This window comes from Acinetobacter sp. ANC_7635 (genome assembly GCF_056779945.1).
Genome location: NZ_JBWYIS010000002.1, coordinates 55,200 through 79,713, shown reverse-complemented (window position 1 = coordinate 79,713; position 24,514 = coordinate 55,200). Strand labels below are relative to the sequence as shown.

21 protein-coding genes and 1 other RNA gene are annotated in these 24,514 nt (G+C 38.5%); 7 read left to right on the top strand and 15 right to left on the bottom strand.

Annotation, left to right across the window (positions count from 1 at the left end; translation table 11 throughout):
• Positions 1–39: 39 nt before the first annotated feature.
• The 6 genes from AC1M89_RS04330 to AC1M89_RS04305 form a co-directional block, all read right to left on the bottom strand.
• On the bottom strand, positions 40–1,284 hold the full coding sequence (locus AC1M89_RS04330) for an NADH:flavin oxidoreductase/NADH oxidase family protein (RefSeq protein WP_180027914.1): 1,245 nt from the start codon (positions 1,282–1,284) through the stop codon (positions 40–42).
• Positions 1,285–1,386: 102 nt separating this feature from the next.
• A complete protein-coding gene (locus AC1M89_RS04325) occupies positions 1,387–2,964 on the bottom strand; it encodes a dipeptide ABC transporter ATP-binding protein (RefSeq protein WP_481613954.1) in 1,578 nt (525 codons plus the stop codon).
• Complete coding sequence (locus AC1M89_RS04320; protein ID WP_481613953.1) at positions 2,942–3,952, bottom strand: ABC transporter permease; 1,011 nt, start codon at positions 3,950–3,952, stop codon at positions 2,942–2,944. Before AC1M89_RS04320 ends, AC1M89_RS04325 begins: the two co-directional genes overlap by 23 nt.
• A 3-nt stretch (positions 3,953–3,955) precedes the next feature.
• Entirely contained in the window at positions 3,956–5,026 is a 1,071-nt protein-coding gene (locus tag AC1M89_RS04315; RefSeq protein WP_481613952.1) for a microcin C ABC transporter permease YejB, read from the bottom strand.
• 11 nt (positions 5,027–5,037) lie between these two features.
• On the bottom strand, positions 5,038–6,891 hold the full coding sequence (locus AC1M89_RS04310; protein ID WP_481613951.1) for an extracellular solute-binding protein: 1,854 nt from the start codon (positions 6,889–6,891) through the stop codon (positions 5,038–5,040).
• 33 nt (positions 6,892–6,924) lie between these two features.
• Positions 6,925–10,137 (bottom strand): LysM peptidoglycan-binding domain-containing protein, encoded by a 3,213-nt coding sequence (locus AC1M89_RS04305; RefSeq protein ID WP_481613950.1) that lies wholly within the window; start codon positions 10,135–10,137, stop codon positions 6,925–6,927.
• 215 nt (positions 10,138–10,352) lie between these two features.
• Between AC1M89_RS04305 and dnaQ the strand changes: the two genes are divergently transcribed.
• From dnaQ to nudC, 3 genes are all read left to right on the top strand, one after another.
• The gene (dnaQ, locus tag AC1M89_RS04300; protein ID WP_481613949.1) at positions 10,353–11,792 is read left to right on the top strand and encodes a DNA polymerase III subunit epsilon; all 1,440 of its coding nucleotides are present in this window, start codon (positions 10,353–10,355) and stop codon (positions 11,790–11,792) included.
• Between the two features lie 119 nt (positions 11,793–11,911).
• On the top strand, positions 11,912–13,552 hold the full coding sequence (locus AC1M89_RS04295) for a chemotaxis protein (RefSeq protein WP_481613948.1): 1,641 nt from the start codon (positions 11,912–11,914) through the stop codon (positions 13,550–13,552).
• Entirely contained in the window at positions 13,552–14,310 is a 759-nt protein-coding gene (nudC, locus tag AC1M89_RS04290; RefSeq protein WP_481613947.1) for an NAD(+) diphosphatase, read from the top strand. The genes AC1M89_RS04295 and nudC overlap by 1 nt, the downstream gene beginning before the upstream one ends.
• A gap of 23 nt (positions 14,311–14,333) precedes the next feature.
• Here nudC and AC1M89_RS04285 read toward each other — a convergent pair whose 3' ends face one another.
• From AC1M89_RS04285 to AC1M89_RS04270, 4 genes are all read right to left on the bottom strand, one after another.
• The gene (locus AC1M89_RS04285; RefSeq protein WP_092766808.1) at positions 14,334–15,215 is read right to left on the bottom strand and encodes an alpha/beta hydrolase; all 882 of its coding nucleotides are present in this window, start codon (positions 15,213–15,215) and stop codon (positions 14,334–14,336) included.
• Positions 15,215–15,907, bottom strand: a complete 693-nt coding sequence (locus AC1M89_RS04280) for a BON domain-containing protein (RefSeq protein WP_035266827.1) — start codon at positions 15,905–15,907, stop codon at positions 15,215–15,217. The genes AC1M89_RS04285 and AC1M89_RS04280 overlap by 1 nt, the downstream gene beginning before the upstream one ends.
• Before the next feature lie 64 nt (positions 15,908–15,971).
• A complete protein-coding gene (locus AC1M89_RS04275) occupies positions 15,972–16,388 on the bottom strand; it encodes a YraN family protein (protein WP_092766809.1) in 417 nt (138 codons plus the stop codon).
• Between the two features lie 14 nt (positions 16,389–16,402).
• Entirely contained in the window at positions 16,403–17,332 is a 930-nt protein-coding gene (locus tag AC1M89_RS04270) for a penicillin-binding protein activator (protein ID WP_481597238.1), read from the bottom strand.
• 11 nt (positions 17,333–17,343) lie between these two features.
• Here AC1M89_RS04270 and rsmI point away from each other — a divergent pair, with 11 nt between their 5' ends.
• Positions 17,344–18,186 (top strand): 16S rRNA (cytidine(1402)-2'-O)-methyltransferase, encoded by an 843-nt coding sequence (rsmI, locus tag AC1M89_RS04265; RefSeq protein ID WP_481588939.1) that lies wholly within the window; start codon positions 17,344–17,346, stop codon positions 18,184–18,186.
• Between the two features lie 40 nt (positions 18,187–18,226).
• On the opposite strand, the gene AC1M89_RS04260 is transcribed toward rsmI, so the two are convergent.
• The 5 genes from AC1M89_RS04260 to AC1M89_RS04240 form a co-directional block, all read right to left on the bottom strand.
• Positions 18,227–18,475, bottom strand: coding sequence for a hypothetical protein (locus AC1M89_RS04260; protein WP_035269751.1), 249 nt, complete (start codon positions 18,473–18,475; stop codon positions 18,227–18,229).
• A 170-nt stretch (positions 18,476–18,645) separates the two neighbouring features.
• A complete protein-coding gene (locus tag AC1M89_RS04255) occupies positions 18,646–19,884 on the bottom strand; it encodes an FAD-dependent monooxygenase (RefSeq protein ID WP_481613946.1) in 1,239 nt (412 codons plus the stop codon).
• Positions 19,881–21,089, bottom strand: coding sequence for an FAD-dependent monooxygenase (locus AC1M89_RS04250; RefSeq protein WP_481613945.1), 1,209 nt, complete (start codon positions 21,087–21,089; stop codon positions 19,881–19,883). The genes AC1M89_RS04255 and AC1M89_RS04250 overlap by 4 nt, the downstream gene beginning before the upstream one ends.
• Positions 21,090–21,284: 195 nt before the next feature.
• Complete coding sequence (gene pepP, locus AC1M89_RS04245; protein WP_180027929.1) at positions 21,285–22,604, bottom strand: Xaa-Pro aminopeptidase; 1,320 nt, start codon at positions 22,602–22,604, stop codon at positions 21,285–21,287.
• Positions 22,605–22,686: 82 nt separating this feature from the next.
• The gene (locus AC1M89_RS04240; RefSeq protein ID WP_092766815.1) at positions 22,687–23,307 is read right to left on the bottom strand and encodes a UPF0149 family protein; all 621 of its coding nucleotides are present in this window, start codon (positions 23,305–23,307) and stop codon (positions 22,687–22,689) included.
• Positions 23,308–23,372: 65 nt separating this feature from the next.
• Here AC1M89_RS04240 and AC1M89_RS04235 point away from each other — a divergent pair, with 65 nt between their 5' ends.
• The 3 genes from AC1M89_RS04235 (at position 23,373) to ssrS (ending at position 24,496) form a co-directional block, all read left to right on the top strand.
• The gene (locus tag AC1M89_RS04235) at positions 23,373–23,924 is read left to right on the top strand and encodes a hypothetical protein (RefSeq protein WP_481608721.1); all 552 of its coding nucleotides are present in this window, start codon (positions 23,373–23,375) and stop codon (positions 23,922–23,924) included.
• Positions 23,925–23,926: 2 nt separating this feature from the next.
• A complete protein-coding gene (locus tag AC1M89_RS04230; RefSeq protein ID WP_180027932.1) occupies positions 23,927–24,211 on the top strand; it encodes a cell division protein ZapA in 285 nt (94 codons plus the stop codon).
• A 101-nt stretch (positions 24,212–24,312) separates the two neighbouring features.
• Positions 24,313–24,496: non-coding RNA, 6S RNA (gene ssrS, locus AC1M89_RS04225), on the top strand.
• Positions 24,497–24,514 lie beyond the last annotated feature (18 nt).

Below are 24,514 nucleotides of genomic sequence, written 5' to 3'. Positions count from 1 at the left end.
TAAGGAGCCATAAAGGCTCCTTATATATATAGATTCACACTATGCAGATTTTCTTGAATTAACTTTACCTTGAATGATAGCCTTCACATTTCCTTTTGCATAATTCAGAAAAACTTTTAAAGGTGAAAGTTTTGGATTAGGTTGATTACCCTCACCAATCGCTTTGAATTGTGCCGCATACCAAATAATTTCCATAATTGCCATTTTATCAATAAATGGAATCCCTGTTTTAATTGGTTTTACTGCATATCTAACATCGTGTCCTGCAATCAAACGATCAGTTAAATCCGTTTCTACAGCGAGCGGGCGTGCAATTCCAATAAAGTCACATGCACCACTTTCTAAAGCATCATTCATCCCTTTAACGGTTCTGAATCCACCTGTAACCATCAGTTTGCATTTTACTTCTTGACGTATTTTCTCTGCGAAATCTAAAAAGTAAGCCTCACGTGCAATGGTACTTGCTTTACGCTGTTCAGCTTTAGCACCTGCCATTGCGGGCGCTTCATACGTACCGCCTGAAATTTCAATTAAATCGATTCCTGCATCATCAATAGCTTTAAATACTTGAATCACTTCTTCTTCAGTAATTCCACCACGTTGAAAATCTGCGGAATTCAATTTCACTGAAACGATAAAATTATCAGATGTTGCAGCTCGAACAGCTTTATAAATTTCTAATAAAAAACGCATACGATTTTCGATGCTGCCACCCCATTGATCATTACGTTTATTGGTCAGTGGCGATAGAAATTCACTGATTAAATATCCATGAGCACCGTGTAATTGAACACCTTCAAAGCCCGCTTTTTCGCAAATCGCCGCAGAGGTTGCAAATCGTTGGATTAGATCTAGGATTTCCTCATGCTCGAGAGCCCGTGGTGTAGCAAAGGTAGTTGCCAACATAGCACTAAATGGCACAGCAGACGGTGCAACAGTTTCTTTATTTAAGCCTTTAGGACACTGTCTGCCCGGATGAGACAATTGAACAAGCTGGACCATACCATAACGTTTACCTAGGTCAGCCCATGCCTTTAATTTAGGTAAATCTCGCTCATTTTCGACCACGACGACACCAGGCTCATTCTTCGCACGTAGATCAACCATCACATTTCCTGTGATTGAACCCCCTAAACCTCCTCTTGCCCAAGCTTCATACAAGCCTGTGTGCAAATGATTTGGTTCACCAGCAGCATTCGCTAGAGCTTCACTCATTGCGCCTTTAATAATGCGATTTTTGAAAGTTGTATTGCGAATTTGAATCGGCTCAGCAATTTTACTCATCTTGAAGTTCTCAATTTTGTGCTTATCTAAACCTAAAACCAATTAGGCGTGACTTCCCTGAATTTCAGTCTAGAATTGACAATCCTTCTTGTCAAATAACTTTTATAAACTACTTTGTATAAGATGTTGCGTATAAGCATGAATCGGTGCACTGAATAAACGTTCAGTCTCTTGAATTTCTATAACTTTTGCATCTTTCATCACCATAACTCGATGGCATAACGCTTTCACAATTTTCAGATCATGACTAATAAAGATGTAACTGATCCCTGTTCTCTGCTGTATATCTTGAAGTAAGTTCACCAATTTTATTTGTGTATTGCGATCTAATGCAGACGTTGGCTCATCTAGAATGAGTAATTGAGGTTTCAGAATCAGTGCTCTGGCCAGCGATACTCTTTGTCGCTGTCCACCCGACATTTGATGAGGATAACGATCAAGAAATTCTTTTGTGAGATTAACCTCTTCAAGGGCTTGAATCGCGAGATTTAATTTTTCACTCTTTCTCAATTTTTTTAATCTTAACCCTTCTGTTAATAATGACAAAACATCCATTCTTGGATTGAGACTCGAAAAAGGATCTTGAAAAACGATTTGAAAATCTTTTCGATGCGCTCTAAGTTGCTTGTCAGACAATTGATTGAGATTGATACGATTTAATTCAATGGTACCTATTGACTCTATGAGTCGTGCAAGCGCGAGTGCAGCACTGGTCTTTCCAGATCCACTTTCACCTACAATACCAAGCGACTCTCCTTGTTTAAGCTGAAAACATAAATCTTCCACCGCTATAAATTGAGTTTTAAATACATTCAGAAAATTCAGCTTAGGTGGATACCGCACTCGAAGATGTTCAGTATTTAAAAGTTCTTTGGCCTGTTCACTGATGGGTGAAATCGAATCAAACTGCTGATTAAGGAGCAGTCGAGTATATTCATGGCGAGGCTGCAGGAATATTTGAGAGACATCACCCTGTTCAACTGTGACACCTTTAGACAAAACCAATACCTGATCAGCATATTGTTGCACCAACCTTAAATCATGACTAACCAAAACTAAGGCCATATTTTTTTGATGCGCTTGGTCTTTAATTAAATTTAAAATTTGTTTCTGTAGTGATACATCAAGGGCTGTTGTTGGTTCATCTGCAATTAAAATTTCAGGTTCTGAAATCAGAGCTGTTGCGATCATCACCCTTTGACGCTGCCCACCAGACAACTGATGTGGATATCGCTTGAGGATGTCTGATGAGTTCCCCAACCCTACATCACAAAGCACTTCTTCTATTTTTTTTCGAATGTCTTTCTTCTTAAGCCCCTTCGACCATAATGGTTCTGAAATAATTTTTTCAACTGTATGTAATGGATTAAGCGCTGTCATTGGCTCTTGAAATATCATCGCGATCTTATTGCCACGTATTAAGCGCAACTGATCTTCGTGTTTTAGACGCAGATCTTCATTTTGAAATATGATTTCACCACTTAAGTCTAGAGCGCGATCTTGAAGACCTAGAAGACTTAGACAAGCTAAAGATTTTCCTGAACCACTTTCACCAACAATGGCTACTGTCTCACCCGCATTTAGCTTAAAAGACAAATCAGTTAAGATTTTTTTTTCATTCAACTGTATATTGAGCTTGTTGACTTCAAGTATTGGTTTAGCCTCTTGGATCAAATGCATCTCGAGCAGCCTCTCCAATATAAATAAGAATAGATAACACAACTGCTAGACTAAAAAATCCAGATAAAACCAACCACGGTGCTGATAGATTATTCTTACCCTGCAATAAAATTTCACCAATTGAAGCTGTATCAGGTGGCAAACCATAGCCCAGAAAATCTAATGCTGTAAGTGCGGTAATATTAGCGGTAAGAATGAAAGGAAGCTGTGAGAGTGACGAACTTATAGCATTGGGTAAAATATGTTTGATAATAATTTGACTATCTGTAGCACCGAGTGATCTCGCAGCTCGCACATAGTCCAAATTTCTGGCTTTCAGAAACTCTGCACGAACAAGACCAACTAACGCAGTCCAACCAAACATCAGCATAATTAAAAACAGCCAATATACGCTTGGTGTAAACATGCTCACTAAGATCATCACAATAAATAACATTGGTAGACCACCCCACACCTCTAACAGCCTTTGACCGATCAGATCCAACCAACCGCCAAAGTAGCCTTGGACAGCACCAATGGTAATTCCTATGAATGCAGATCCAATAGTAAGTGCAATGCCGAACAGCAAAGAGATACGAATACCATATATTAATCTCGCCAAGACATCACGACCTTGATCATCTGTGCCTAACCAATTCACGGAGGTCGGTGGAGATGGTACAGCTTCTGCCAATTCATAATTAGGTGTTTGATATGAAAATGGGATGATAGGCCAAATCTGCCATCCATGCTCATTAATCAATTCTTGAACAGCTGGATCTTTATAATCAGACTCAGTCTCAAAGACACCACCGAATGTTGTTTCAGGATAAGGCTCAAAAATTGGGAAATAAATTTCTTCTTTATAATAAATAAGTATTGGTTTTTCGTTGGCAATAAACTCTGCCCCCAAGGATAAAATAAAGATCGCGATAAATAAAATGAAGCTGAAGAATCCGAGTCGATGTGACTTAAATTTTGAAATTCGTTGATCGAAAAGTGGAGACATTTTTTATGCTCCTTGACGATCAAAATTGATTCTTGGATCAATCAATTGATATAGAACATCACTGAGTAATCTCAAAATTAGACCGACCAACGTAAAGATAAACAATGTTCCAAAAATTACAGGATAATCACGCTGCTGAATTGCCTCAAATCCGAGCAATCCCAAACCATCAAGATTAAATATAATTTCTACAAATAGATTGCCAACAAAAAAAATTCCGATCAGTGCTTCAGGTAATCCTGCTATAACGATCAACATGGCGTTACGGAAAACATGATTGTATAAAACGCGTGGCTCGGTCAGACCTTTAGCACGAGCTGCCGTCACATATTGTTTATTTAACTCTTCCATAAAAGAGTATTTTGTTAGATATGTGAGGGTCGCAAATCCACCTAATATAATAGTAAGGACAGGCAATGTAAGATGCCAAAAATAATCTTTTACTTTATCAATGAAGCTGAGTTCAGCGAAATTCTCAGAGACCAATCCTTGTAATGGAAACCATTGCAAATACGATCCCCCCGAAAAAATCATAATAAGCAGAATAGCAAATACAAAAGTTGGCACTGCATAACCTACGGCCAATACTAGGGAGGTCGTTTGATCAAACAGACCGCCATGTTTATTCGCTTTTCTAATCCCTAGAGGAATGGCGATACTGTAGATCAGTAAGGTACTCCATAAGCCAAGGGAGATCGTGACTGGCATTTTTTCCAAAATTAATGTTGTTACTGATTTATTTTTAAAAAAGCTCGTTCCAAAATCGAGTTGAAGATATCCTTTGAGCATTTTAAAAAAGCGCTCATGCACAGGGCGGTCAAATCCATATTGCGCTTTGATCTGCTCAACCATTTCAGGACTGAGTCCTCGTGCACCCTGATAATGACTCTGGACTTCATTGATGTGAGATGTCGAACCAGACACAACACCAATGCCTTGAAACTGTTCAGCTCTCTGTATTGCCTGTTCAACAGGTCCACCAGGAGCAATTTGAACGACGGCGAAATTGATGAGTAATATCAAAAATAAGGTGGGAATGATTAGCAAAAGTCGTTTAAGTATATAAAGACCCATAAATTTAACCTTTAACGTGAGCCTTTACTTTGACCAAGATAAGCAGCCACTTTGCGAGCTTGATTTTGATCTACCCACCAATAATCTTCACCAACAGCAAGTTTTGGTTTAATCTGTGGCTGTTTATACATATTCCAATACGCATACCATTCACGATCATTTCCATAAGTAAGTATCTGATAATATCCAGCACGTAATAAACGATCCAAGACACGTGTATTTAATATTAATTTTTCACGATTAGGTGCATGGATAATACGTTGTATAATTTCATCTATAACGCTATTTTTCACACCAGAAAAATTATAATTTCCCTCTTCATTTGCAGCATGACTACTCCAAAATTGCGCTTGCTCATTCCCAGGATTTAGTGACTGAGGCATCACCATCGTGGTTAAATCAAAATCATATTGACGCATCCGCTGTAAATATTGAGGCATATCAACTTGCCGAATCGAAACTTGAATACCCAATTTTTTTAAATTTCGAATATAAGGCATGAGCGTCCGTTGTAAGCCCTCTTGATGAAGAAGTAATTCTAATTGAATTGGTTTTCCATCACGCGCATGCAAACTACCATTTTTAAATGAATACCCCTGCTCAATTAAAATTTTCCGAGCAGTGAGTAAGCCTTTACGATTGTAACCTGTACCATCAGTGACGGGATATTTCCACGCTTTTAATACTCCTTCTCGTTGTAAAGGATGTAACCGAGATAAATAAGGTTTTAATATAGTTAATTCTTTTTGACTTGGTATTGACTTTGCCTCTAGCTCACTAAACTGGAAATGACTTTGTAAACGTTGATATTGTTGATAAAACAATGCTTTATTTTGCCATTCAAAGTCATATGCATAGGTCATTGCTTGTCTGAAATAGATATCATTTAGTGGTTTTTTCCGTGTGTTAAAAACGATACTTTGTGTCGGAGCAGGGTTTTGTAAAGCTACACTATATTTTTTAACCAACCCTGAGTTAAATGCTGGAAAGTTGTATTCCGTCTTCCATTTACGAGCAAATTTCTCTTGGTGAAATGTATATTGTCCAGCCTTAAATCCTTCAAATGCAATGTCCGAACTACGGTAATAAACATATTTAATTTGATCAAAATTATAACGACCACGATTTACAAGTAAATCCTTAGCCCAATAATGGGGATTACGCTGATAGGTAATACTACGACCAGCATCAAGATTTTTAATTGTATATGGCCCTGATCCTAAAATGGGTTTGAGTGTTGCTCGACTAAAATCTTTAGATTGCCAATCTTTTTTAGAAAAAATTGGCATCTGTGAAAGTATTGCTGGCATTTCAGTATTACTTTCTGATTTAAATACCATTTTTACGGCATGTTTAGACAGAACCTGAATTTTATCTAAATCAGACAAATACATCTGTAAACCGGGATTGGTTTTGGTTAAATACATTTCAAACGTGAATTTAACATCCTCAGCCAGTACAGGAGATCCATCACTAAATCGAGCACGTGGATTTAAATGAAAAATCACAAATTTTGTTCGGGTTGGATCAAACTGAATTTTCTCAGCCAAAAGTGGATAAAACACATTTGGTTCATCTAATGACTTGGAAAATAGCGTATCGAACAAGTAATTTGTACCTTCAACCCAACTTCCTTGCCCATTCATACCGTTTAGATTATCAAATGTCCCATCAGCCGCTTTCACCAACTTTCCACCCTTTGGTGCGTCTGGGTTGGCATATGGCATCGCATCTAAATTCAGATATTTCGGTTTTGACTGTAAAGCAATATAAGGCGTCGTTTGAAGATTTGCCCATGCACTGATATGAATGGGCAAGAAGAGGAAAATAAACTTTGCTTTTGACAAAGTTGATGAAATGCGCATCTCGATATGAAATTCCTGATTGCTTAAGCAGACTTAAGAATGTGGAACTTTAATCGTAGCACCAATCTGTAAAGGTGTGTTTGGTTTCAAACCATTCATTTCTGCAAGCTGATCAATGTCTATACCAAATCGATTCGCAATTCTGTACAGGGAATCACCACTACGGACTTTATAATCTGTGACCACTTTAGGAACTTGAATAATTTGGCCTCTTTGCAATCCAGCACGTAGGTTTAACTTATTGAGGTCTGCAAGTTCTTTTGCAGTCATGTCAAATCGTGTAGCAATAACATGAAGAGACTCGCCTGATTTGACAGCATAATCCTCTGTATCACGCGATTTTGATTGACGGACTGGTGTTTTTTCTGTACTTGCAGCCGTCTTTTCAACATCGCCACTTACTTTTAATTTTTGACCAATTTGAAGGACTGATCTCTCATTTAGATCATTCTGCGTAAGTAATGATTGAAGCGGCATATCATATTGTCGCGCAATACTTGCTAAGGTCTCTCCACTCTTCACAGTGTGAAACTCCACTTTCTCAGCAACCGAATTATTTCGTGTCGAACTCTGCTTAGTGGAAGCTTTATTTTCATCTTCTTTCAAATTCAGCTTTTGCCCAACTTGTAATCCAGCATTCGTTCGCAAGCCATTCATTTCTGCTAACTGTGCAACAGAAAGATTATATTTGCTTGCAATGGCATTCAGGCTATCGCCTGATTGAACAACATATTGCTCTGGTACTTTAGATCCCGCTGGTACTTTAATGGTTTGACCAACCATCAATCCTTTTTCAATATCCAAATTATTCAGTGTCGCCAACTCAACAACGGTTAACTTATGCGCATTTGCAATGTTGTACAACGTATCTCCTCGTTGTACGCGGTAAGTTTCAGTCTGAATTTCAGGTACAGTTTTAGCATTACTCGCGCGAGTTGTTGATGAAGCTGTAGCAGATTGCACTTCTTCTAAAGGAACATTAATTTTTTGACCCGCGTACAGGCTACTATCAGCTTTCAGTCCTGAGCTTAATGACGCTAACTCTTGAGTCGAAAGTCCATATCGATCAGCGATTAACTTTAAGTATTCGCCACGTTTAACCGTATAAGATTTCGTTTGGACCTTTGTTACAGCTTGTTCTGTTTTGCTTGATTTAGATGCTTGAGACTGGATTAGATTTAACTTCTGCCCAACCAGTAAATTACTATTGATAGTTAGACCATTCAATTCAGCCAATTGTTGGACACTCAAATCAAACTGGTTTGCAACACTAGTCAGACTATCATTTGCTTTTACAATATAACTTGCTGGCTTTATATCCGTTTTCTGAGCAGATGCTACTGGTTTAGCATCGTAGAGATATAGAGTCGCACCTACATATAAGGTTGCATTTGGATCTACTTGGTTCCATTTTGCAATATCTCTCCAACTTACGCCGTTTTTCATTGCAATAATTGCTAGCGTGTCACCAGGGAGTACCGTATACGTACTACGCTTACCCTTAGGTGGTTCTACAACCACTTCACTTTCAGTTTTCTTAAATGCCTTACCTTGATTAAGCTGGGCTTCCTCAGAAGTAGGCAATGTACTTTCTGCCACAGATTTAGGATAAGCAAAGCCAACTTTAACTTCTGAACCTTGTCCTGCTGCCACAGATTGACTTGTTTGAATCGCAGTTAATTTAATCTTGCCATCCAACGGATCGACAATCTCAGTACCTTGAGGTGCAATGGCGCTAATCTCTCTAACGACTTCCGCTTTTTCTGCTTCAGTGGCCTGTGGTTCAATGACCGAGGCAATAATTTGATCAGAACTCGTAGTTGTTGTAGTTTTTTCAGGTGCAATTGAAGCTAAGATTTTGGCTTTTTCTTCAGCAGTGATTTCGGGTTCGACACGTACAGGTTTAACATTTTGCGCCGGTGTAACAGCAACAGGTATACGAGGTGCGCTTGGCACCACTGCCGAAGCAGCAAAAGCTGCCAATGCATCAGAACCAGAAGGAGTCCTACCCTTCGAAGTTGAAATTGTTGTAGAAACTGAAGCTGTTTGAGTATTATTAACTGGCTTCACTGTTTGAGTTGCCAATACGGAAGCATTTGAAGCTTTTGGTGTATTTACTGTCGTTGTAATTGTGGTTGCTGGCGTAGATGTAGAAACAGGGCTTGAAGCGCTCGCCCATAGACCTGTACTGCTTGGTTTGAGTGCTTTCAGTTTACGATCAATATTTGGATTTAAATCTGCTGGAATTAAAATTCGCTGTGGACTTTGAGGATCAATGATATCACCACGATGCCCTGGATTCAGTTGATAAAGTTCTGCACGACTTAAGCCTGTCAGAGAAGCAATTTCGTTTAAACTCGCACCTGCTGGAACTGGAACTTCTCTAAAGTGAGGACGATTCGCAATTGGTGGTAATCTGACGCCATACTTTTCAGGGGATTTGATAATCTGTGCAACCGCAAGGAAACGTGGAACATAGTTCATTGTCTCTTGAGGCAAACGTAATGACCAATAATCTGTAGGCAAGCCAGCAGCCTTATTACGGTTAATCGCTTGTTGAATACGTCCAGGACCAGCGTTATAAGCCGCTAAAGCTAATTCCCATGAACCGAATTGGTTATATAAACTTCCTAAAAACTCGTAGGCTGCACGTGTAGACTCAACTACATCACGACGTCCATCATACAAATTGGTCTGTCTTAATCCATAAATACGACCTGTACTTGGAATGAATTGCCACATCCCTGCAGCTGCCGCTGAACTCGTTGCAGCTGGATCATAGGAACTCTCAATGACGGGAAGTAAAGCAAGTTCAGTAGGTAATCCACGGCGCTCTGCTTCCTTTACAGTATGATAAAGATAACGAGAAGCTCGAGCGGATAAACGATCCAGATAAGGCTGACGCGTAATAAACCAACTTCTTTGAGCATCAATCCGTGGATCCCACTTTGTTTCATCCATTTTAAAACCAACGGTCATACGTTTCCAAACATCGCCGTGTTTTAAAATAAGTAAACGATCACCTTCAACTGCACGCATATCAGTTGCAGATAAAAGATCTTCAAGTGAATCTAAGCTACTGGCATCTAACATGCCGAGTTGATTCGACTTTTGCGTCTTTGCAGAAGTGGGACTCGCTGTACAGCCAGTCATTACGCCTAATCCGGTTACTGCGGAAGTAATTACTGAAATTTTAAATAAAAAAGTTGCAGATGGCTGCCACACTGCGGTGGTTGTTTTAGACATACAAATTCCGAAAGACGCATAGTAAATTTATTGTATATAAGCCATTTTAGAGGAGCTCGTTGTTCAGGCAAGTCTCTTCTTGATGAGTAATTGCTTATAAATGTTACAAGACATTAAAAAATATCCAGTTATCGCACTGATGTTTCGCATTTACGTATACAATAAAATTTCCGAACTTGATGTTCAACACTTTATTCGATTGATTGGTTCAAACTATGTCTGAAATAACACTTTATGTTGATGGCGCATGTCGTGGTAATCCTGGGCTAGGTGGCTGGGGTGCTTACATCATCACTAAGGATACAGAACATAAAATATGTGGTGGTGAACCAGACACGACCAATAATCGTATGGAGTTAACCGCTGCAATCGAAGGAATCAAATTTTGTCCTGTTGATACAAAGCTTATCATTTGGACAGACTCAAACTATGTAAAACGCGGTATTACTGAATGGATCAGTGGTTGGAAAAAGAAAAATTGGAAAGACGTAAAAAATCCTGATTTATGGCAAACTTTGGATCAAGTTTGTCAAGGTCGAGACATTGAATGGAACTGGATTAAAGGTCATGCAGGACATCCAGGCAATGAAATGGCAGATCAGTTAGCTAATCAAGGCGCTGACCAAACGGCTGAACAATTAAAAAATTCCCTGCAAGCGAATGATAAAAAAAAACAGTCTGAAGATTGGTTGCTCAATGATCCGTTTGGTTTAGATCTCAATGATCAAGATGAAGAAGTCGAAGAAGAAGTGGAAATTGATTTAGCAGAAAATGATGATCAAGCTAAATACCGCACGGACGAAGTCACCTCAAACTCCTCAGATATTATTAAGGATATTATTAAGACAGTTGATGCACAGGACTTAGGTTCTGAATCTGTAGATCAAAGCGTTCCTCAGTTAGCTGAAAAATCGCATCCACATATTGTGGTCACGCCTGCTCGTTTAAATTTACAAGGACCACGCCAACTGATTTTAGATACGGAAACTACAGGTTTTTATTATCAAGATACAGACCGTATTATCGAGGTGGGTGCGATTGAAATGATCAATCGTAAACTGACAGGAAGTTCAATTCACATTTATATCAATCCCAAAAAACCAGTCGGTGAATCTGAAGCAATTCACGGTATTTCTGATGATTTTTTGAAAGATAAACCTATATTTGAAGAAATCGCTGCTGAACTGTACAAGTACTTAAAAGGTGCAGAAATTATCGCACACAACGCAACTTTCGATATGAACTTCTTAGATATGGAGTTCAAACGTGCTGGCTTTGGTACGCTTTCAGAAGTCTGCACAGTGACTGATACACTTGCAATGGCAAAAGCGAAACATCCAGGTCAAAAGAACTCATTGGATGCATTAGTGAAGCGCTACGAAGTTCCACAGCGTGATCGTACCTTCCACGGTGCTTTACTGGATGCAGAAATTCTGTCAGATGTTTATTTAGCCATGACAGGTGGTCAAGTTTCATTTGATATCGATGCACTCTCAGCGCATGATCATCATTCTGAAACTGGACAAAATCAGTACCAAAAAATTGAGGTAGATTTACCAATCATTTATGCTTCTGATGAGGAATTAGCAGCACACCAAAAATGGATCGAAGATTACCAAGAAAAAAATGGCGAGCCGTGCTTATTTGCTAAATAATCTTCCATCTGCTTGATTCATTTTGTAAAGTACGATCAGTTCGGCTATATTCATTTAGAGCAAAAATTCCCCTTATCTGGGCTCTGAGCAAAATTAACGGCCAACATAGGTTTCGATCGATGTCTTATCAAAGTTCAATTTATTTTGACCCTACAGCATTACTTATTGTTAAAAAAGAAATTGATCAAATCATCGATCAGGTCGAAAATACAGTATCAGAGCTTATTGAGGATCAAACACTTCCTTTTGGGATAGATGACGCATTCATTCGACTTGAACAATCCAATCAAGTTTTTGCCATGATCGAGCTTCCTCATCTCGCAAAACTTGCACACTACTGTGCGCAAGTCATGTCAAAGATGATGCAAAATCCAACTGCAAAAAACCTGAAATACGCTGCTGCATTAAGTGATGGTACAACGATGCTAAAGCGATATATCGAATTTATTTGCTTACGTGAAGTCGATGTCCCCCAATTTCTCTTAGATACACTTAACCATCTTGAGCGTGTATTGAACATCCCTTGCACAGCTTTGGGTAATGGAATTCAGACCACTCAGAAACAATTAACTTTAACACCGCAAGCTTCATCGAATCAGATTAATTCATCTGATTATTGGAATACACTATATAAAGATTGTTTAATAAAATTAGTAACGCAAAATGAAACTGAAGACGATTTTGATCGTTTTAAACTCATTGTAGATCATATAGCACTGCTCTCTCTTGAAACACCGAGTCAACAATATTGGCTTCTAATGCAAATCGCATTTAATCAACTTGACCAACTCATTCTCAGTGATGCACGCCTAAAATGGTTGGCTAAAGTTGGCAGTCAGATCCGAGAGTTTTTAAATGCACCCCAGCATTTTCAGGTCGATGAAACTGACTTTGCTAATGCTTTAGCGATTTGTATTAGCCAAGAAAACTACGATTCACAAATGCTTCGTGAGTATTTTCAAATCTCGGACAACATTTTGACTGATGTTCAACTACAAATTTTTAGTCGCCATCTGTTTGGACCTGACCAAAGAACAATCGATACCGTTGCTCACTTGATTACAGAAGAATTGAATCAATTAAGGTTAGATATTGAAAGTCACTATCAAAGTTTTACTGACGATCAAATTTTAGATATTCGCTTAAAGCTCTATCGTATGGCAAATATCTTTTTAGTGATGAATCTTAATGAAGCTTATGCAGAAATGAAACTGCAAGCAGAGCATTTTCATCGAACCTATATTCAACAAAATGCCGATTTTGCTCAACGATTAATGAACAGCATGCTGTCGGCTATGAACTCTATCGGGATTTTGAAGCGAAATTTTGCACCAACTCGCATTCAACTTGATGTGAATAATATGAATATATCACTGGATCGGTTAGATGATGCGCATGAAACGCTGCAAAAAGAAGCTCGAATTCTCTTGCAAGAACTAGGCGATAAACTTTTTCAAAACAATGATGCTCAAGACACAAATGATTTATTAAACATCACAACCAATTTAAGACAATTAAGCGGTGCTGCTCTATTTCTTGATGCTCAAGTATTAAGTAATGCGCTAAAAAATAGTGCTGAGGCGGTTGAACACTATTACGATATTCAGAAATCACTCACCCCCCAACAACTTCAGCACATTCTAGATGTGCTTGCCAGTCTAGAACTTCATCTTGATGGCTTGAAGTATGATTATCCTATTCATAAATCAGTAGCTGAGACTGCACTCATCAGCAGTCAAAAAATTAAAGCGGTTGCCTAATGTCTGAACTCTCTGTTGCTTATATTTTTAAACAACATCAACTTCTCGTCGATGAAAACTTCCAATTACCACGTGTTGAACGTTTAGAGAGTGATCTGATTTTCCAATCTGGTGATCAGGTAATTGCACGAGATCTACATATTGAAGAAGCGATTCCTGAAGGTTATCAACTTGTGCCAATCCGACAGTTGATCACTCAATGGTCTAAGCAACAATTTGAACAAGCGAGCCGAGCAGTTCAATTATTAGAATGGCGTCGTAATCATAAATTTTGCAGTCATTGCGGTACAGAAACGGATGTTCACCGTTCAGAATATGCCATGATCTGCCCAGCATGTAATTATCACCAATACCCTCGTGTTCAACCTTGTGTTATCACCGTAATCACACGAGGTGACAATGAAATTTTGCTCGCGAAAAATGCAAAAAATAAATCCAATATGTATGGATTAATTGCAGGTTTTGTCGAAGTTGGTGAAACTTTAGAAGAGGCTGTGCAACGCGAAACCATGGAAGAAATTGGTCTAAACGTTAAAAATATTCAATATCTTGCCAGCCAACCTTGGCCATTCCCAAGTAATTTAATGATTGCTTTTCGGGCCGAGTATGATTCAGGTGACATTGTACTTCAAGAAGATGAAATTAGTGATGCCCAATTCTTTAAATTTGATGATTTACCAGAAATTCCATTTGCAGGAAGTATTGCGCATGCCATGATTCAACATGTCATTCACAATACTCCTTTCAAATCTGAATAAATCAAATCCGAATCGTTATAGATTTATTTGAAGGACTCTTCTAAAACTTTCAGGATGAGAGATCGAGTTTTGAAGAGTCGATCAAATAATGTGGCAGTTGTTGCCATGATTGATACATGTCCAGTACGAGGCACCCGAATGAGCTGGCTATGATTCTCTACAGCTAACAGTGCTTGATGCATCTCTTCAGAATTATGATCTTTTACCAACGTATCTTGATCTGCTAGAAAAATATAGTGCTGAATATTATTTTTCTCTACAAAATAGTATGGCATCACCGCTTTGAAATTTACTGCTTTATCGAATGCATGTTCAGATAAATGATCACCTAGATAGTTAAAGTGATAGGGTCCAGCCAAACCAATCAACGCTTTAATTCGATCTCGTCCTTCAAAGTCAATGAATGAAGGATGGTAAATCAGTGACATCACATTAAAAGCACCAGCAGAATGTCCGATAAGCGCTATTTGATCTGCACAAATACCATATTTATCAGCACTTTTGATTAAATATTGAATTGAATCTGCAAGGTCAGTTACGTAACGAGGAAAAATATGTTCTGGCGCCAGATGATAGTTTATTACGGCGAGGTTATATCCAGCACGTGTCAAACTTTCTCCAAGAAACTTGTAATCGTCCTTACTTCCTCTACTCCATGCACCACCATGCACGAATATAACTAAAGGTTTATTCGCTGGCGCTTGGCAAACATAAAGATCCAGTCGTTGCCGCGCTTTAAGACCATAAGCAATATTTCTTTTTACAGAATAGCCTTTATTTGAGGTCAATTGATTTAATGCCAAACCACCCAAATTATATGGGCGAAAAGCATTCAGTTTTTGATTCAACTGGGTAAGTTTTAACTGAACTGATTTCGGAAAAAATTGCGCAATCTTATTCGACATTATTGGTAACTAACACCAGCATCAGGATCAATTGCAACGGGTGTTTCAACATAAGGTTGAGTACTCACCGCTGAAGGGTTCATAAGTGATGATGATTGAACACCTGCGCCTACTTGAGCAGATTCCACGTTATCAATCAAAGTAACAATTTTCGTGACATTCCCTACTCGTTGTAAAACTTCAATGAGATCTTGCTCTTCAGCTGTATTTAAGCGTCCCATCACATATAACACGCCATCTTCAGTATGAACCAAGACTTTACTGTCTGAAACAACTGGCGCACGCATAATTAAGCCACGTGTGTTCGCTGTCGCAGTCGCATCTTGCATGATGGTAGAGTAACCAATTTGAGGACCAACTGTGATGTAGTTATGAATAGATTTCACATCACTCATCGCTCGAACGTTATCTTCTGCTAACTGTTTCAAATGCGCATCAGGCACTTGACCTGTTAACAAGACATTACTGTGAAAGCTATTCACATTGACTCGAGATTGTTTAAAACGAGCATCCAATTTGTATAAATTGATCTTTGCTGTACGTTCAATTGAAGAGTCAATAAATACCTGACCTAAAGAACGAGCTCCACTCACCACCCCAACTGGTTCTGCGCCAGTTCCACCTGAAATAAAACTTGCACAGCCTGAAAGACTAGCAACACACGCCATCGAAATTACAATACGCTTCAACACTCAATCCGTCTCCTCGTGAAACTTGAATTTTTTCTATTGTTGGAAATGGCTTAGCTCATTCGGTTCATAGATTAATCAAGTCTGCATTTATTGTAAATGCATTTTCAATCCACTCGAGATCATAATCTATATCAGAAATTTCATGCTGTAACGGTTTTGCAATTTTTTTATGAAAATCAAAACAAAACACATCAAAACGATAATAAAACTCTGCATATTTTGGAAATTTTTGAAGAAATGACATTGCTGTTTTGGCAATTTTAATTTGCTTGCTCGATGATATTGATTCTAGTGCTGAAGCATAGGTTGTTTTTGATCTAGCTTTGACCTCAACAAATATAAGCTCAAGATCACGTTGGGCAATCAGATCTATCTCACCATAACGAGAATGAAAATTTCGTGCCAGCACAATATAACCCTGTGAGATCAAGACTTTTTCAGTTTGGTCTTCAGCCCATATACCTAATTGTTGAGAACTCATCCATTTAAGTCCTCTTAAATATTTTTTAATCTAAACCATGTTTTCTCGAAGCACGCAGGTTTTCTTTCGATACGATGCTCTTTAAAACTCAAGTGCCCAGTCTGACCTTGAATTGATATTTGATCAGGATTCTTCGTTTTCAACATCAAATCCGCCAAACGCCAAACATCTTGACCGAAGGCATTGAGACGTTGGAATGCAGCAGTATTTTCTGTTGTTTGATTAGGTTTTTTTAAAAATTGAACCATGACTGGAACATCACAGAATTTAGTTCCCTTCGGAATATCCATATTATGATCAATAGCAAAAGCCTGAACATACAAACGTTTTGAAGGTTTATTCTTCAATGAGTTGATCCACGCCATACTACCCAAAAGCAACACCCCTTCATTTGACTTTATATCAGGCAATTGTTGGACTAGAGAAAATTTACCATGAAAATTTTTAAACACGGCATTTACAAAGCTTAAGCTCTCAGACTCAGTACCAGACTCACGCAATATATAGAGATGTTGAACTCGATCCTTTTCAATCTGTTTAATTAAAACTTGAGCATCATCAGTTTTCGATAAACTAAACTGCCACACTTTTGCATGCTTAGAAGGAACTTCATTCAGTGCTAAAACAGGAATTTTAAGCGGTTCTTTCATTATTGCTTCGACATCCTGTCTGGCTAATGGACCAATAATAAGTTTGGTGTTTTGACTGACTTGCATCTTTAGGATCTCTTTTAATCGTTTTTGATCCGAATTGACATATTTGATTGGCATTTCACTTTTAGACTTTTGATAAGCCTCATCAATACCATTTTTAATACTATTACTTGCTCGCGCCATAGGGCCTGAATCAGGTAAAATAACCAATACTTCCGCTTGGGCTTGGAAAATCATTCCACATAAGCCAATACCAATGAATTCTTTTTTTATTCTTAATAGATCCAACATGGAGAAACCTTATGAGTGCTCAGTTATTTGTTGTAGCGACGCCAATTGGGCACTTAGATGACATGACTTATCGAGCAATTGATGTTTTAAAGTCTGTCTCTCTTATCGCGGCAGAAGACACACGTCAGTCCGCTCTTTTAATGAAACACTATAATATCTCAACTCCGCTTACAGCGTGCCATGATCACAATGAAAGTAACAAAATTGATATAATTATCGATAAGTTAAAAAATGGTGAAAATGTTGCACTCGTCAGTGATGCAGGTACACCATTGATTAGTGATCCTGGTTTTAAATTGGTTCGTGCAGCTCAGGAGCATGGTATTCGTGTCGTTCCTGTTCCAGGTGCATGTGCAGCTATTGCAGCATTAAGCGCTGTAGGTCTACCCAGTGATCACTTTAGTTTTGAAGGATTTCTATCTTCGAAACAATCACAACGTCTTATTCAATTAAATAAACTGAAAGACAACACGCATACCATGATCATCTATGAGGCACCACATCGAATCCTAGACTCTGTAACGGATATGGTCTCTGTGTTCGGGGCTGACCGTGAAGTCGGGTTTGCACGTGAAATTACCAAAACCTTCGAAACAATCAAAAAAATGACCCTTGGAGATTTACAATCATTTATTGCAAATGATCATCACCAGCAAAAAGGTGAAATTGTACTGGTCATTGCTGGAGCAGCCACTGAAAAAGACATGCAGCAAGAAGAATTAGACAAATTACTCAATCGTTTATTGCAAGATTTATCTGTAAAAGCAGCATCTCAACTTGCAGCTGATCTCACAGGAATCAAAAAGAAAGTCGCATATCAACGCGCGCTAGAGCTCAGTGGTGCGAATGATTAAGCAAAATAAAAAAAGCACCATATTGATGGTGCTTTTTTTATTAATCTTTTATTGATTCATCAGGTGGAACTTCAGTAATTCGACCACCACGTGCTAGAAAAGCAGCAACTTCATCTTCCAGTGCCTGACGTTGTTTGAGTTTAGCTGTCACTGTTAATGTTTCAGCTTCCGCGACATCGGCATCAGATACAGTAACGTCACTTACGGCCGCACCTTTTTCTGCTGCTTGTGATTCATTTTCGTCTACAACACTGTCTTCGTTGTCATCAAAATCATTTGCGTCTGTCATTTCAAACTCCCCATCAATGTTTTCACGCACCTGATTGGAACGTGCTTTGATTTTTAGAGAAATGTATCAAGCTCTTTATCGTTCGCATAGTATCTAAAGCACCTCATTTGTATATTTTTTAATCATATTGGTAAAAAAATATATACTGATGATTCTTTTTAGATCAGATTTCAATTCACTTGATATCTTGTATTACTGAGCTGACTCAAACCATTCGCTTGCGACATAAACGCCGATTTTAACGCACTGATATTTTCAACTTGTTTCAAACCAAAGTTTCTCGCCCAAACAATAGGAAAAACAGGAGCAGATTCCATCCACCCAATCATAGACATACTATGCATCATGGCATCATTTTGAAATTTACGGCGATGCTCATATTTCAATAAAGTTTGCTCATGAGCCCAAACGCCACGTGCGTAGTCCGAAAGTAGCGCATCGCATAGAATTGCTGCATCAAGACAACCAATATTCACCCCCTGACCAGCAAGTGGATGAATAACATGGGCTGCATCACCAATTAGCGCTAAGCCATCTTTAATATAACGTTGAGCAGCTCGTGCTTTCAGTGGGAATTTTGCTCGAGGCGTTGCGGCTAATACTTTGCCCAACATATGATGACTCTCTCGTGTCAGTAATTGTACAAAATCTTCATCTGAGAGTGACGCAAATTCGTCTACATAATCATCTGGTAAAGTCCATACAATGGATTGCCAATGACCATATTCTTGATCTTCTAAACTTGCCATTGGGAGAAAAGCCAGTGGCCCTGTTTCTAAGAAAATTTGTCTCGCAACATGTTGATGCGCTTGTTCCGTCTTGATCGCACAGCTAATACCAGCCTGATGATAATCCAAAACATCCAAATCAATCATGGCTTGTTCACGTACGAATGAGTTTGCACCATCCGCACCAATTAAAAGTTTCGTTTTCAATTGAGTTTGATCAGCGAGATGAAGAATCCAACAGCCATTTCCTTGCTCAATATGTTTCACTTGAATCTGAGTACGGTAATCATCAATCTGGTCGATCATCATGCTCTGAATCGCAAGGTTCAAGATACTTGGTTCGACCATTGAACCTAATATTTGTGCTTGATCAGGTTTAGAATGCGCTGATGTTCCAAAATTGATTTCACCAAAGCCATTTTTGTTCCACACCTGCATTCCCGTGTAGGGTTGTTGACGAGCCAACTTATCCCATACATCAACATGCTTAAGCAAATGAATAGTGGCTTGACTCAATGCAAGTACACGAGGATTTAATGATTTTAAGGTCTTCTCGTGATCCAATATCGGTGCTGCATCAAGTACAGTCGCTTGAACTCCACCTTTAGCCAACAATAAAGCCGTTAATCCACCAACTAAACCACCACCCACAATCACGACATCTAAAATAGCATCACTCATGCTTTTAACCCCATTGCATAATTGGCAACGAGTGGCTTAATACCTGGAATATTTTCAAAGCACATTAGACCTGTATTTCGCACAAATTTTAGAATTGGATTTTGATTACTAAAGCCTCGCACCACAGAATCACAAAACTTAATCACACGTTGCTGATCTTTGAGTCGAGATTTTTCATACTCTTTCAGTACAGCAGCTTCACCTAAATCAGCATTTTTGATGACTTGTTGTTTTAAATATCGGGTCAATACATATGCATCACGCATACACAAATTAAAACCCTGACCTGCGACTGGATGAATGGTATGAGCAGCATTACCCATAAGTACAACACGTCCTACTGCTTGTTTTTCAGCCAAAACTTGAGATAAAGGAAAACTAAATCTACGACCAGTTTTCTCAAATTTACCAGCTCGATCGCCATAGGTTTTTTGAAGAGCATCTAAAAAATGCTGATCATTTTCATCACCTAACCACTCTCCCTCAGTACCTTTAGGCACTGGCCAAACAACAGAGCGACGGTATTCACCAGGTAAAGGCAACAATGCTAAAGGACCAAGTGGGCTGAAACGTTCAAAACCGACATGGGAGTGAGGTTTGGATGTCTGCACTGTAGTGACAATCGCCACTTGATCATAATCATGCACTGATGCACCAACACCGAGTGCTTGTCGACAGAAAGAATCACGTCCATCTGCTGCTATAACCAACTTGGATTGAAACTGCAAATGTTCATTCGCTTTTGATGCTTCGAGATAAGCTAAATGTTCATCCTGTTTAAGCGACGTCACTTGAACACCATCAATTAACTCAATGAGTGGATTTTTTTTGACTTCTGATAATAATACTCGTCCAAGCCATGCATTCTCAATCACTTGACCAAAGCTTTCTACTTTCTCTTGAGCCGCGATTAAACGTGCCTTACCGAAGCTTCCTTCTTCTGTGATATTTACTTCTAAAATAGGCGTTGCATATTGTTGCAGTGAATCCCAAATTCCCAATTCTTGATAAATTTGCACGCTTCGACGTGACAGCGCACTATTACGGGCATCAAAACTTGAATGATATGGTGCAAGGTTAGCATCATCATAGTTAGGATAGCTGATCGCCTCTAACAATTTCACTGCAATGTTAGTTTTAGCCAGCATAAGAGCAAGGCTTAATCCGACCATTCCACCACCGACAATGATGACTTCTTGTTGCATGTTTTGATCCTTATAAAAGCAAGCAATAGCTGCATACACATAAATTTTTAATCAAATTCATCTTACAATAAAGTTTTTACTTTTTATAATGAATTAGCGTTATTGAAGATGAAGCCATAATTCATTTTTCAATATTGAATATGACATTTAAAAAAAGCCGATGTTTCCATCGACTTTTGAGATTTGTGAAAATGGTTAACTCGCCATCAAGGCTTCGATATCTTCAATGGTTTTCACTACTTTAGCAGTCAGGTTTCTCGGTCCATCTTGAGTGACAACAATATCATCTTCAATGCGAATACCAATCCCTCTCCATTTTGGATCGACAGTTTCATCATCAGGGGCAATATATAAACCTGGTTCAATGGTCACCACCATACCTTCTTGATATGTTCGCCATTCTCCATCGACTTTATATGCCCCTACGTCATGAACATCCATGCCTAACCAGTGACCAGTTCCATGCATATAAAATTGACGATAGGCTTCTGTCTCAATGATTTCATCGAGATCACCCTGCATGATTCCAAGATTAAGCAAGCCTTGCACTAAAATACGAACAGCAACGTAGTGTGGCTCTTTGTAAGAGTTACCAATTCTAACCGCATCTATTGCAGCGATTTGAGCATCAAGCACTATATTATAAAGCGCCTTTTGTTCAGGATTAAATTTACCATTTACTGGAAATGTCCGAGTGATATCTGACGCGTAAAATTCATATTCACAAGCTGCATCTATTAAAACTAAATCGCCGTCATTAAGTTGTTTGTTATTTTCAACATAGTGCAATATACAAGCATTTTCACCACCACCCACAATACTGTTATACGATGGTACACAACCATTTTTACCAAAAATATAATTCAGCTCCGCTTCTAAAGCATATTCCATCATTCCTGGTCGTACAGATTTCATCGCTTGCGTATGTGCTTGAGCAGAAATATCAGATGCGATTTGCATTAACTCTATTTCTTTTGGCTCTTTGTGTAGACGCATCTCATCTAAAATTGTATCTAACTGAATCAATTGTGTCGGTGCAGCGGTACCACGTCGGCTTTCACCACTTGCTTCTGCAATCCATTTTGTAATTTTTGCATCAAAACTGGCTTGTTGACCAATTCTATAAAATAATCTTTCTTTTCCTTGAAGCTTTGCGATGATTTCTTCGTCTAGTAGATCAATCGCATAAGCTTCATCCGCATCATAATCATCGACTGCACCATCAATCCCTGCACGGTAACCTGTCCAGATTTCCATCTCTCGATTGCGTTCACGACAAAATAAACTGTAGGTATAACCTTCTTCTTCAGTATCAAATGTTTCAATTACAGCAACTGCTTCAGGCTCTGCAAATCCCGTTAGATAAAAAAAGCTACTATCAGCGCGATATTTATAATCAGCATCACGATTTCTAAACATTTCTTCACGTGTTGCAATAATTGCAATGCTTCTTAGGCCTATTTCAGCGGCTAATTGATCACGTCGTTTTTGAAAATCTGATTGAGTAAGTTTCATATCTTTTCTGCAGCTTATGCTATTTAATTTAAGAAAATACAGTACTACTTATATGTTAAGTAGTACTCTTGATTAAATGTAATCAACTTGGTCGATGAGGTGTAAACATCTCAACGACACTTTGCTCATTTTTTTTCGAAATTGTTGGTTTTACATGTTTCAGTAATGAGCTTTCTTCAACAGCAATCTTGGTTCGTCCAACAGATAAACTCACTGGAATTAATCGAACAAATTCATAAAGTTCTTGATAGCTAATTTCACCTTCTTCATCATTATCAGAATCTTCAAACTCGACTGCTGCAATATCTTGCAAGTGTTCAATCAACTCAGCTTCATCAGCACGAATATGCCCAGACGCTAATCCAAACCCCAATACCACTCCTGCACACCAATCTGCTAAAGCTTGAACACGCTCAGACAATACATGTTCATCATCAGGCAAAATGGGTAAATAATCTAATTCATCTTCTGATAAAGCATGTGAAACATCTTCAGATTCCTCAGCCAGTAAATTAAGCGCAGTAGGTTCTAATTGAGGCACATTCAATGTAGACAAAATTTGTATCCACTCCTCATGAGATGGCGGTTCAGTTACACAAACAATACCTGTAAGTAGACCATGTAACTCACTAGGACTAGTAATTTCCTCAATTGAACCGAATTGTTGGTTCCAATCTGTCCAACCTGAAATATCGTCTTGCATTCGCTTTTCCAATCTCTATACTTCTGTATATATTACCTTTGATTGCGAAACTACGCGACCTCGTTATGTTAGAACAATTACAGCGTTTACAAACGCATTTAGGCACGCTTAAACATCGTTTGTCCGAAACCGAACAAATGAATAGTTCTCTTGAAGCTAAGCAGAAAGAACTTCAGGAAACTCATCAAACTCAAACTGCTCAAAAAAATAGCATCATCACTCAAAAGCAAGAACAGATTGAAAGTCTAAATGACAAATACAATCAATTGGATGGTATTTATAAAACTTTAAATCAAGATGCTACTGCTTTAGCAGAACGTTATAGTCGTTTAGAAAAGAGTTGTACTGATTTAAAAAATAGATTTCAGGAAATCTTGGCTGAAAGGAATGAGTTGAGAGTCATCAAAGAAAAAATGTTGGCTGAACAACGTCAAGCTCAAAAAGAAATTGATGAATTGAAGGCTGAAAATCAACGTTTAATCAAAAAAAATGAACTCGCTAAAACTAAGGTTGAGCAAATCATTCAACGATTGGCCATTTTAGGTACTGATCAAGATCATCATGCCCAAGAAATCCAACAATTAGAAAATCCGGCTGAACAAAATGAGGAAGCATAATTATGTCTGAAGTCGTTACAGTCGAGTTAAGACTAATTGAACAAACATTTAGACTTTCAACCACTCAAGATCGGAAAGATGATTTACAACGTGCTGGTGATTTGCTGAATGAGAAATTTCAAGAATTTCGTAGAAAAGCACCTAACGTAGAACACAATAAGCTCGTTATCATGGTGGCTTTAGAGCTTATGCAAGAAGTTTTAACAATGAACAAATCCTTACAAGAATATTCTCATTGTGAACGCTTACTTGCAACAATCTTGGAAGACGTTGAAAAAACTGTATAAATTTGATCTAAGTTTGCACAGTCAGTTTTACCGAGTGAATTATCACGCAAATAATGGGTATACCAAGGTTTGCCAATCTCACTCATTTCGTTATACTTAATTTAACTCTGGGATGTTTGCCAGCGGGTCTATTCCCCTGCCGATACTTAAACTTATGGATTGTGTTCTGTATATTTAGAGCGTATGCCCACCTCGAGTGGGAAACCCAGCAAGTATACGTCGCGTCCACCTTGAACTCGTCGGGTTCAGGGTAACGACACATGCAGCGGCATCTCCGGAGTCTTTATTTTATTGTCTCTTTTT

Excerpts from the sequence above, each read along its gene's own strand:
- AC1M89_RS04330 (WP_180027914.1), bottom strand. The coding sequence starts at position 1,284 with ATGAGTAAAATTGCTGAGCCGATTCAAATTCGCAATACAACTTTCAAA.
- AC1M89_RS04325 (WP_481613954.1), bottom strand. The coding sequence starts at position 2,964 with ATGCATTTGATCCAAGAGGCTAAACCAATACTTGAAGTCAACAAGCTC.
- AC1M89_RS04320 (WP_481613953.1), bottom strand. The coding sequence starts at position 3,952 with ATGTCTCCACTTTTCGATCAACGAATTTCAAAATTTAAGTCACATCGA.
- AC1M89_RS04315 (WP_481613952.1), bottom strand. The coding sequence starts at position 5,026 with ATGGGTCTTTATATACTTAAACGACTTTTGCTAATCATTCCCACCTTA.
- AC1M89_RS04310 (WP_481613951.1), bottom strand. The coding sequence starts at position 6,891 with ATGCGCATTTCATCAACTTTGTCAAAAGCAAAGTTTATTTTCCTCTTC.
- AC1M89_RS04305 (WP_481613950.1), bottom strand. The coding sequence starts at position 10,137 with ATGTCTAAAACAACCACCGCAGTGTGGCAGCCATCTGCAACTTTTTTA.
- dnaQ (WP_481613949.1), top strand. The coding sequence starts at position 10,353 with ATGTCTGAAATAACACTTTATGTTGATGGCGCATGTCGTGGTAATCCT.
- AC1M89_RS04295 (WP_481613948.1), top strand. The coding sequence starts at position 11,912 with ATGTCTTATCAAAGTTCAATTTATTTTGACCCTACAGCATTACTTATT.
- nudC (WP_481613947.1), top strand. The coding sequence starts at position 13,552 with ATGTCTGAACTCTCTGTTGCTTATATTTTTAAACAACATCAACTTCTC.
- AC1M89_RS04285 (WP_092766808.1), bottom strand. The coding sequence starts at position 15,215 with ATGTCGAATAAGATTGCGCAATTTTTTCCGAAATCAGTTCAGTTAAAA.
- AC1M89_RS04275 (WP_092766809.1), bottom strand. The coding sequence starts at position 16,388 with ATGAGTTCTCAACAATTAGGTATATGGGCTGAAGACCAAACTGAAAAA.
- AC1M89_RS04270 (WP_481597238.1), bottom strand. The coding sequence starts at position 17,332 with ATGTTGGATCTATTAAGAATAAAAAAAGAATTCATTGGTATTGGCTTA.
- rsmI (WP_481588939.1), top strand. The coding sequence starts at position 17,344 with ATGAGTGCTCAGTTATTTGTTGTAGCGACGCCAATTGGGCACTTAGAT.
- AC1M89_RS04260 (WP_035269751.1), bottom strand. The coding sequence starts at position 18,475 with ATGACAGACGCAAATGATTTTGATGACAACGAAGACAGTGTTGTAGAC.
- AC1M89_RS04255 (WP_481613946.1), bottom strand. The coding sequence starts at position 19,884 with ATGAGTGATGCTATTTTAGATGTCGTGATTGTGGGTGGTGGTTTAGTT.
- AC1M89_RS04250 (WP_481613945.1), bottom strand. The coding sequence starts at position 21,089 with ATGCAACAAGAAGTCATCATTGTCGGTGGTGGAATGGTCGGATTAAGC.
- pepP (WP_180027929.1), bottom strand. The coding sequence starts at position 22,604 with ATGAAACTTACTCAATCAGATTTTCAAAAACGACGTGATCAATTAGCC.
- AC1M89_RS04240 (WP_092766815.1), bottom strand. The coding sequence starts at position 23,307 with ATGCAAGACGATATTTCAGGTTGGACAGATTGGAACCAACAATTCGGT.
- AC1M89_RS04235 (WP_481608721.1), top strand. The coding sequence starts at position 23,373 with ATGTTAGAACAATTACAGCGTTTACAAACGCATTTAGGCACGCTTAAA.
- AC1M89_RS04230 (WP_180027932.1), top strand. The coding sequence starts at position 23,927 with ATGTCTGAAGTCGTTACAGTCGAGTTAAGACTAATTGAACAAACATTT.